The sequence below is a fragment of the Phormidium sp. CCY1219 genome (assembly GCF_035615515.1).
Taxonomy (GTDB): domain Bacteria; phylum Cyanobacteriota; class Cyanobacteriia; order Cyanobacteriales; family Laspinemataceae; genus CCY1219.
Genome location: NZ_JAJENT010000439.1, coordinates 1 through 8,657, shown reverse-complemented (window position 1 = coordinate 8,657; position 8,657 = coordinate 1). Strand labels below are relative to the sequence as shown.

Sequence of the window (8,657 nt, the reverse complement as noted above, 5' to 3'; positions counted from 1 at the left end):
ACCGCAATTCCTCGCCCTGGGAGGAGTACAACCGCGATTCCTCCCCTTCCGATGAGTACAACCGCAATTCCTCGCCCCGGGACGAGTACAACCGCGATTCCTACTATTTTGATGAGTACAACCGTTGAGTACAACCGCGAACTGACTGCGCGGGATTCCCCCACCGATTTCGACTTGCCGGGATCCTAACGGGTTATACCGTTTTTCATGCATTCCGCTTGGAGATGATTCACCGTCCCGACTCCTGGAGAGACGCGCTCTTATCGCCTCTTTCAGGGGATCGGGGGAAACCTACTCTAACCGCCGTGTAGTATGCGTTTAAATTGCATCCCCAGAGGGTAGGGTGGGCCTCGCCATTTTCGGAAGTGCCTCGCGCCCCGGAAGTTCTCGTGCCTGCCCACCCGACAAACCTCAAAAATCGATGGGCAATTTATTTTGCATGACTGCTTATGCGTTTAAATTGCATCCCCAGCTCATCAAAATGCTAAAGTGCGTGCGGCTAAAACTCCTCGGGACTAAAGAGGAGTTTATATTAGCCGCACGCACCACGCCCGCGAGGAAAGCAGATTAAATGTATTTCTCGGCGGGGAGAATGAAGAACTTAGCACCGATGAAAAGGCGATCGCAAATTCTCCATTCCACAAGATCCGATTCTGGTTTTTCCCCCAGTTAGCGGAAATTCTCCGGGTTGAGTTCCCGCGAGGATCCGCTGGAGTGGTTTTCCATTAATCTCGCACCGGTTCCCCCATCCGCCGGATCCAGGAAAGGCCGCAAATTGATATTACTGGGGTTGACTTGAGGAGAATGACCCCCCCGAGGCAACTGGATCCCCATCGCATCTTCCAGAGTTCCCATCAATCCGCCATTGCCCGTATCCACGATCGCATTCACCGCTTCAGTTTGACCCCCGCGATCGGCAACGGTCAAATTTTCAAACACGCGATCGCGAATCAATTCCGGGTTCTCTCCAGGGGGAACTGTCAGCACGATCTGACAACTGGCGTTAACCTCCGTGGTCACGCAAATAATGTCGTAGCCATTTTCCACCCCGATCGCCAATTCTTTCATCCCGTCTTCTCGGTAAAACTCCAACCGACGGGCAATCTCATTGCAGCGACGTTCCGGCGTCCACCCCCCGCCTAACCGACTCGGTTGCGCCCACTCATAGGACTCGCCCGGTTGACTTTGCGGGTGGTACATCACCTTGTACTCGCCCTCCACTACCTCGCAGGTAAACCGCGCATTACTCGCACTCGGCGTTTCTCCATCGGACCCATCACCAGTTTGTGTTGGGGTATTCGTCGGCGGAATCCGAACGTTATTCGGTCTGGGCATCTCCTGAGCTACCACAGTGGCACCAGAACTCAGAGCAAACGCCACTCCGAGACATAAACTCATTCCCCGAACTGCTGAGGTGGCAATTGCAAACGGGGATTTCTGTTGTTTCGATCTCATCTCAAGTCTCTCCTAAATTTTTTCGTTTAATCGCTTTTCTAGTCCCCCTCTACCCCCCACCGATGCCCCCACCTACTTGCTTCTCTCGTCCGGGAATCCTCCCGAACTCGAGAGGTGCCGTTATCCCCAGCACCTTCAAAATACTTAGAACCGCGATAGAGAGTAGGGACTCTATTCTCCTTGACGTAATGGCAAGGAAAAAGATTCTGCACCTGGCCGTCAGTTTTTGCCTGCCTTTCTATCTCCAGGGTTTGTTTTTCTCTCCCGGCCATTTTTCCTCCCCCATCCGGTCAATTAATTGGCCAACAGTTCGTTTAGTCCAGCTTCTATCGCAATGGATTATTGAGACATATTATTCCGCCTGCAAACATTCCGAGTCCTCCAATTGCAGCAATCCAAATTATCTTTGAATTTGATAATGACAACCCGGACGACCGAAATCCGCGATCGTTAATCTGATAGCCCTTAATCTTTAAATTCCACCGACGAGGTAAACGTCATGCCCGCTAAAATTCACGAAGACCCATGCGAGAGGCTTCCATCGCACCTGCGGTGGAGAGTGAGTGAGGGCTTCGGGGCAGCGATCGGGTAACCCCCAAACCTGCGGCGACCCTCCCGCCACAGGTTTCTCATCCCTCTGCAAGTAAACAAATCCAGCCCCCTCGATGGATACCCCACCACCCCGGTGAGGCGATCGCAGGCAATGATACAGCAGAAGCAGGATCCCCTACAAATAAGGAAATCAATAAATGTCTAGCTGAAGCAATTACCAATTGTGGTTTTGTACCGGCAACAAGTCACACTTAACCCCCTTAGACTCACCGTATTATGAGGCGGTGATTTCCCTGGTGGTTAAAAACGGCAAGAAATTACAATCCATTAAAGCAGAGAATAGCGATGGTTCCCGATAATTGCAACGCTGATTGAATGCAAGCTTTTATCGGTTCTTGAACCCGATCTCGCGATCGCAAATCATCTTCTCCCTCCCCGGCTGTTTTGGGCATTTTCATTGAGCGAATTACTGAGCCACCGCAGTGGGTAGGGTGGGCTTAAGCCAGATGAGCGAAGTGCCAATAGCAACTGATTCAAGGAACTACCCACCCTAAAAACCGCTTTTACCAACCGGATTTGATAGTATTTCTGCTTTTGCCAAATGCGCGCTGACGGGCTTTCGCGCAAAGCAACGCAGGAATGGCAAATTTGAGGGGTTTTTTGTGGCTGTTTTGGGGATTTGAATTGCGAGAATTACTGAGTCAATTCCCCCCATTTATGCGCTGAATTGCCAACTCTGCAGCTAACTGCAACGCCGATTTCATACTCGCACAATCCGCAATGCCTTTGCCTGCAATATCGAAAGCGGTGCCGTGGTCGGGAGAGGTTCTAATAAACGGTAAACCAATTGTTGTATTGACTGCTTTATCGAAGGCCATTAATTTAACTGGAATTAATCCTTGGTCGTGGTAGAGAGCCAGATAGCCATCATGGGCATTTGTGGCGGAACCGTACCATGCTTGACCTGGTTTAACCCAGAGGGTATCCGGGGGAACCGGACCGTCTATTTTTACTGTGGGATAACTTTGCCGTTGTTCTTCAATCCAGGGAATTAACCCGTCTCTTTCTTCGGTTCCGAGTTGTCCGTTTTCGCCACTGTGGGGGTTGAGTCCGGAAATGGCAATCCGGGGGGTTTCTAACCCAAAATCTTGGCGCAAGCATTCGATAAACAGGTCGAGTTTCCAACTCAGTAAGTCGGGAGTGAGGGCGTCGGGGACTTGGCGCAGGGGAATGTGAGTGGTGGCGAGGAGGGTGCGGAGGGTCCAACCACTGTGGGGAGATTTGGCGACGAATAGCATTCCGAAGCGGCTGACGTTCGCACTTTCGGCGAGGAGTTCGGTTTGTCCGGGATAGTGATGTCCGGCTGCTTTCCAGCAATTTTTGGCGATCGGACCGGTGACGATCGCCTGAAATTCGCCGGCGAGGGTACGCCCGATCGCCTCTTTCATATAGGCAAAACTCGCTGCGCCACTTGCCGCATTGCCCTCACCTAGCACAATGTTTTTGCTCGCACTTTCAATATCGATAATCTCTAACTCGTCGGGAGAAGCGATCGCCGCGCATTGCTGTCGATCGAGCTGCTGGTAGGTTTGCTCGATCGCCTGGCGAGTCCCCACTACGGCAATCTGGCAATTGCTCGTGATTTCCGGATCCGCCAAAGCTTTCAAGATGACCTCGGATCCAATTCCGGCGGGATCCCCAATGGTGAGAGCGATCCGGGGACGAGTTTGCCCGGGGGAGGGGGTGGAGTTTGTAGTTTCCATCACAGTTTCACTTTGCGATCGCGACAACAACACAGAATCGGTGAAAAAATATTAATTGCCATTTCACATCATACCTGAAAACGCCGTTTTTCTATGAAGTTTTGTAAAAAATTCTTGCCATTGCGCGCCAATTGTGTTTGGCGATCGCAACCCTTGCCCAAAAGCCAATCAACCCTCGCCGGGAAAAGGCAGACTCAGGCGGCGATCGCCGTTTCCCTGATACCTGAAACTGGGATTACACCGAGGTGAAGCCACAACACTTGCCCGTGGATTGGCGATCGTCTGCGCCTGCTTTTCTGAAGAAAACCTAAAATTATTGCCCCCCGGCTTCCCAGCTCTTATGATATTATATTAGAAGGGGACGGGTTTGGCCGAAAATAGCGCCAAAAAACCATAGTTCCCTTTTTTCTTATGTGTTAAACACCGGAAAACCAATTACACCAAACTTTTAGAGTTTTGACGTGCAATGACCGAAACCACCCAATCCGATCGCCATTCAATTTATCAGCTCAAAATCTGGCTCAAAGGCAGCGAACCGCCTATTCTGCGGCGAATTCAGGTAGATAGCCATATCACCCTGTACAAACTACAGCGGATTTTGCAAATCGTCATGGGCTGGACGAATACTCACCTGCATGAGTTTATCATCAACGGCACCCATTATGGCCAATCTCATCCGGAATATGGCCTAGAATTCAAAACCGAAAGGCGGGCGAGATTAGACGACTTGATGCCAGAAGAAAACACCCACTTTATTTATGAATACAACCTAGATGACCAGTGGCTTCACGATATTGAAATCGAAAAAATTCTGCCTCCAGAATCAGGTGTCCATTATCCGCGATGTATCGGGGGCGATCGCGCTTGTCCTCCAGAAGAATGCGGCGGAATTCGCGGATATGCCGATTTGCTCGAAATTATTCAAAATCCAGAAGACCCCGACTACCAACAAACCATAGAATGGTTGGGAGAAGATTTCGACCCCGAAGCGTTTGACATCGATGAAGTCAACCGCGAACTCAAACAAATCCGCTAAATTAATAGCTGCGATCGCATCGGTGCCACCTCAGGCGCGATCGCTCTTTTGGGGTTTCCGAGGAGCGATCGCACCCCCCTCTAAAAAAAATCTAAAGTTTCTTGCTTGTTCGCCGATTATTTGATATAATTACTTTAATTTCAAAACTACAAAATCCATAAGAACCCCGATCGCATCAAGCATCGGTTTTTTTACATCCTCCTCCCCCGGTAAACTCAATCCGCCCCTCCATCCGCCATCCCACGCCAAAGCGGTTTGGGGAAGCCTTTGAGAGGATTTGCTGTTCCCTAGGGAAAAACGCAAAACCAGGCGTTTTTCTGCAAATGAATCGGGAGGATAAGCGCAAAAATTAGTAAAAAAAGCAAGAGGAAAATGACCAATGGGGCTAACCATCAGTTATCAACTAAAATTTGAAACCGATTCAGAAGAACTGGCGCGAGAAAAGATAACCGCCTTGCATCAAATAGCATTAGACATGCCATTTGCTAACGTCAGCGAATTGGTAGAATTAAAAGGCAAAGAAGAATGTCGCTTTAACCTAGAGGATTTCGACGACCCCGATCGATTCTTGAAACTGGAAGCAGCCCGGGGGGTACACCGAGGTAATACCACCTATCATGTAGACGCAGAACATCTGATTTCCTTTCTCGTCTGGCCCGGAGAAGGATGTGAAAGCGCCCGGTTGGGTTTAGCCGTATTTCCCAAAACCATTAAGATTCCCCGCATGAGTGACAAAGAACGAGAGGAAAAAAGTTTCCTGACGTTGCACGAGTTGCTCGAACATAAAAAGAAGATGAAAAAACCCAGCGATCGCGAAGAAAACTATGAGGTACTCCCCACCGATTTACCATCATGGTCTTGGTCCGGTTTTTGCAAAACCCAATATGCCAGCAATCCCAAATATGGCGGCATCGAACATTTCCTCAAATGTCACGGATTGATTATCAAACTATTAGATCATGCCCAAGAACTCGGCATGCTAGAAGAAGTCATCGATGATGCAGAATATTGGGAACACCGCGACCTACAAAAGCTCGCCCACTCCGTAGGACATTTTAACACCTTAGTAGCGGGAATTCTCGGCGGATTGGATCGGATGCTGACCAACGCCGGCGTGGAAATAACCAACCACGAATCCCCCATTAGCGAATATCCCAACTACGAGTATTTAGAAGCCCAAGGAGAAGCCGAATTGTCCTCCAAAAACCAGGAAGAAGAATCCTCCTAACCAGCAGTGAATAAAACGCGGTTTTGCATTCACCCGGTAGGAGGAACTTCCCCTTGTCCAAAGGCGACTTATCGTCCCTGCTGCTGGTGGTCATTTCGCGACAATTTAGGCCAAAAAATCACGCGATCGCCTGCCAAACTTTCACCATTTTATCATCGCTTCCCGTCGCCAATTGTTTACCGTCGGGACTAAACGCCACCGCAAACACATAACTGGAATGACCGCGCAACGTGGCTAACACTTCGCCGGTTTCCACAGACCACAGTTTGAGCGTTTTGTCACTACTTGCACTGGCTAAAACTTCCCCATCCGGGCTAAACGCCAGAGTTCTAATTCCATCGGTATGCCCGGTGAGGGTACGGAGAAGTTCTCCACTATTCGGGTTCCAAAGCTTCACCGTTTTGTCCAAACTGCTACTCGCTAACACCTGACCATTCGGACTAAACGTAACGCCTTCCAGGGGGTTGGCATGACCGGTTAAAGTATGGTATTCTTGACCTGTATGAGAATCCCAGAGTTTCACCGTTAAGTCCCAACTCGCACTGGCAACGGTTCGACCATCCGGGCTGAAAGCAACCGAAACGATCGGTTTAGAATGGCCTTTAAAAGTTAACCGTTTTTCCCGGTTTTCTACCTGCCAAAGTCCAATGGTTTTATCCCAACTGGCGCTGGCTAAAGTTTGACCATCGGCACTAAACGCCACCGACTCGATCGGTTTTGAATGAGCTGCAATGGAGTGGAGTTCTTCTCCCGTACTCGGGTTCCATAATTTAACCGTGCGATCGAGACTTCCACTGGCAATCAATTTGCCATCTGGACTCCATGCGATCGCATTCACAAAATCCTCATGACCAATGAGCGTTTTGCCTTCCTTCCCTTGGTGAGGGTTCCAAAGCTGAATGGTAGCGTCTAAAGAAGCACTAGCTAACGTTTGTCCGTCAGGACTAAATGCAAGGGAGACAACTGCCGCAGAATGACCGGAGAGCGTATCGTTACATTGCCAAGTCTTGTCGTATTTTACCATAAGATTAAGTTCGCGCGGCCACTGATGAAACGTTCTGTCGGGTTTCTCGGGATTGTAGTAGACCGAAGGCAAGGGTAGCCTTCAATTGCCCAGGGATTTTCCCACAACCCTGCCCCAGAAACTTTAGATCCTACCACGATCGCCTCCATCCCGAACGCGATCGCTCAGGGGCATTGCACCCAAAACCCGCGCGCCCCTCCCCCGCCAAAGAAATTGGCCCCGAGATTCCACCCGTGGAAAATCTCTTGTACACTCGATCCGAACAGACAACAATGCCTACACAAATGAATCCCTCTGCCACATTCGACTTCGAGGATGAAAAATTCCAGGCCCCCCCTTCCACGGTATTGCCCTGGTGTCAGATGCTTAACCCGAAATCGAGTCTCGACGGACTCAAACCATTCGGGTTAGCCATTAAACTAGAACAAGTCAACGCCGCTGGGTTTGTGCCCGATGAAAATTGGCAGCCCATCGAATACGAATTTAGCACCGGAGACGTGGAAAATCTACTGATTACCACCACGCCGAGATTGTCCATCGTCAGACAAGGCCCCATCTGTATTAAAGAGCGCGATACAGGCGAAGTTCTCGGGCGGTTGATGGATATGTACGATGAATTTAAAGCCAATCGTCTGAAATACAAACCCTTCACCCGCTATCTGATTTTCCTAGTCGGTCAAGACAAAAAATTCCTGCATAAATTGCCCTTGCGATTGACCTTAAGCGGGTCTGCAGGAGCAGGGTTTGGCATTGCTTATCGTTACCGAAAAGACGGTCAAATCACCGGATTTACCGCCGAATTAGAGCAAGCATACGCCGATTTTCGCAACCAACCTAACGCGCCAAAAGGACCGCTATTTCACGCTCACGGTATTTTTTGCCCCTTGTTTGAAGCCTCACAAAAAGAAGTGGAAAACAACACCGTTTGGGTCACCGATACCACCGATTACGAACATCCTACCGCCAGTACCTTACCGGATTATATGATTCCCACCAATTCCGAGGAATCCAAACTCATTTGCGAAACCTTTGAGGAATATAAAGACTTCGGTCAAGATGTTCCAACAGTGGAAACCCTGAAGATGGAAACCCCAGCAACTCCCACCAGTGGATTTGATGCCAGCGCCTATATTTATGAGGACGAATATGAGGATTATCCGGAACCTCCCTATTAAAATTGCGGGGGGCTGAAAACCATAGTAAATCCCTAGGGTGGGTTAACCCAAATTTCCCCCACAAACCGCAGTAAAACCCGTAGGTGGGCTAACCCACCTACCCCCACAAACCGCAGTATTAGGGTCAGCATTACCCAGGGTAATCCCGCTTTTACTTGACATGCTAGAGCGTCGATTCAATCGTAAATAAAGAGCATAAAAAACGTCAGGTTGCTAATCGGTTGGTCAGCAGGTCAATAGGTGGTGACAAAACTTTCTAATTGCCACTGAACTAATACCCTATTCCCCTCATCTTCGGCGGCAAAATTTTTGCCTTCATCGGTTGACAATCTAATCTGTATTGGCTACAATCAAGGAAACGGATGGGCGAGGCAGGGCGTTTATGCAATGCTTTGATTGCATAGCGGTTGTCCTGCACCGTCGA

The 8,657-nt window shown here is 49.5% G+C and carries 7 protein-coding genes; 3 read left to right on the top strand and 4 right to left on the bottom strand.

Translation table 11 applies throughout. The features are described 5' to 3' along the window. Window positions 1-669: 669 nt before the first annotated feature. The 3 genes from LKK83_RS10260 to pdxA all read right to left on the bottom strand — a co-directional run bounded on the left by LKK83_RS10260 (window position 670) and on the right by pdxA (window position 3,770). Window positions 670-1,455 (bottom strand): COP23 domain-containing protein, encoded by a 786-nt coding sequence (locus tag LKK83_RS10260; RefSeq protein WP_324630998.1) that lies wholly within the window; start codon window positions 1,453-1,455, stop codon window positions 670-672. Between the two features lie 869 nt (window positions 1,456-2,324). Beyond that, entirely contained in the window at window positions 2,325-2,465 is a 141-nt protein-coding gene (locus tag LKK83_RS10255) for a hypothetical protein (protein WP_324630997.1), read from the bottom strand. A gap of 243 nt (window positions 2,466-2,708) precedes the next feature. Further along, a complete protein-coding gene (gene pdxA, locus LKK83_RS10250; protein ID WP_324630999.1) occupies window positions 2,709-3,770 on the bottom strand; it encodes a 4-hydroxythreonine-4-phosphate dehydrogenase PdxA in 1,062 nt (353 codons plus the stop codon). 466 nt (window positions 3,771-4,236) lie between these two features. On the opposite strand from pdxA, the gene LKK83_RS10245 reads away from it, so the two are divergent. Beyond that, window positions 4,237-4,806: a plasmid pRiA4b ORF-3 family protein gene (locus tag LKK83_RS10245; RefSeq protein ID WP_324630996.1), complete on the top strand. Its 570-nt coding sequence runs from the start codon at window positions 4,237-4,239 to the stop codon at window positions 4,804-4,806. 379 nt (window positions 4,807-5,185) lie between these two features. Next, a complete protein-coding gene (locus LKK83_RS10240; RefSeq protein WP_324630995.1) occupies window positions 5,186-6,034 on the top strand; it encodes a hypothetical protein in 849 nt (282 codons plus the stop codon). A 118-nt stretch (window positions 6,035-6,152) separates the two neighbouring features. Here the strand turns inward: LKK83_RS10240 and LKK83_RS10235 are convergent, their stop codons facing one another. Further along, complete coding sequence (locus LKK83_RS10235; protein ID WP_324630994.1) at window positions 6,153-7,130, bottom strand: WD40 repeat domain-containing protein; 978 nt, start codon at window positions 7,128-7,130, stop codon at window positions 6,153-6,155. A gap of 200 nt (window positions 7,131-7,330) precedes the next feature. Between LKK83_RS10235 and LKK83_RS10230 the strand changes: the two genes are divergently transcribed. Then, window positions 7,331-8,233, top strand: coding sequence for a DUF5895 domain-containing protein (locus LKK83_RS10230; protein WP_324630993.1), 903 nt, complete (start codon window positions 7,331-7,333; stop codon window positions 8,231-8,233). The last annotated feature ends 424 nt before the right edge of the window (window positions 8,234-8,657 follow it).

Bases quoted from the DNA above. Each gene is read 5' to 3' on its own strand.
- LKK83_RS10255 (WP_324630997.1), bottom strand. From the start codon at position 2,465: ATGAAAATGCCCAAAACAGCCGGGGAGGGAGAAGATGATTTGCGATCG.
- LKK83_RS10245 (WP_324630996.1), top strand. From the start codon at position 4,237: ATGACCGAAACCACCCAATCCGATCGCCATTCAATTTATCAGCTCAAA.
- LKK83_RS10260 (WP_324630998.1), bottom strand. From the start codon at position 1,455: ATGAGATCGAAACAACAGAAATCCCCGTTTGCAATTGCCACCTCAGCA.
- pdxA (WP_324630999.1), bottom strand. From the start codon at position 3,770: ATGGAAACTACAAACTCCACCCCCTCCCCCGGGCAAACTCGTCCCCGG.
- LKK83_RS10230 (WP_324630993.1), top strand. From the start codon at position 7,331: ATGCCTACACAAATGAATCCCTCTGCCACATTCGACTTCGAGGATGAA.
- LKK83_RS10240 (WP_324630995.1), top strand. From the start codon at position 5,186: ATGGGGCTAACCATCAGTTATCAACTAAAATTTGAAACCGATTCAGAA.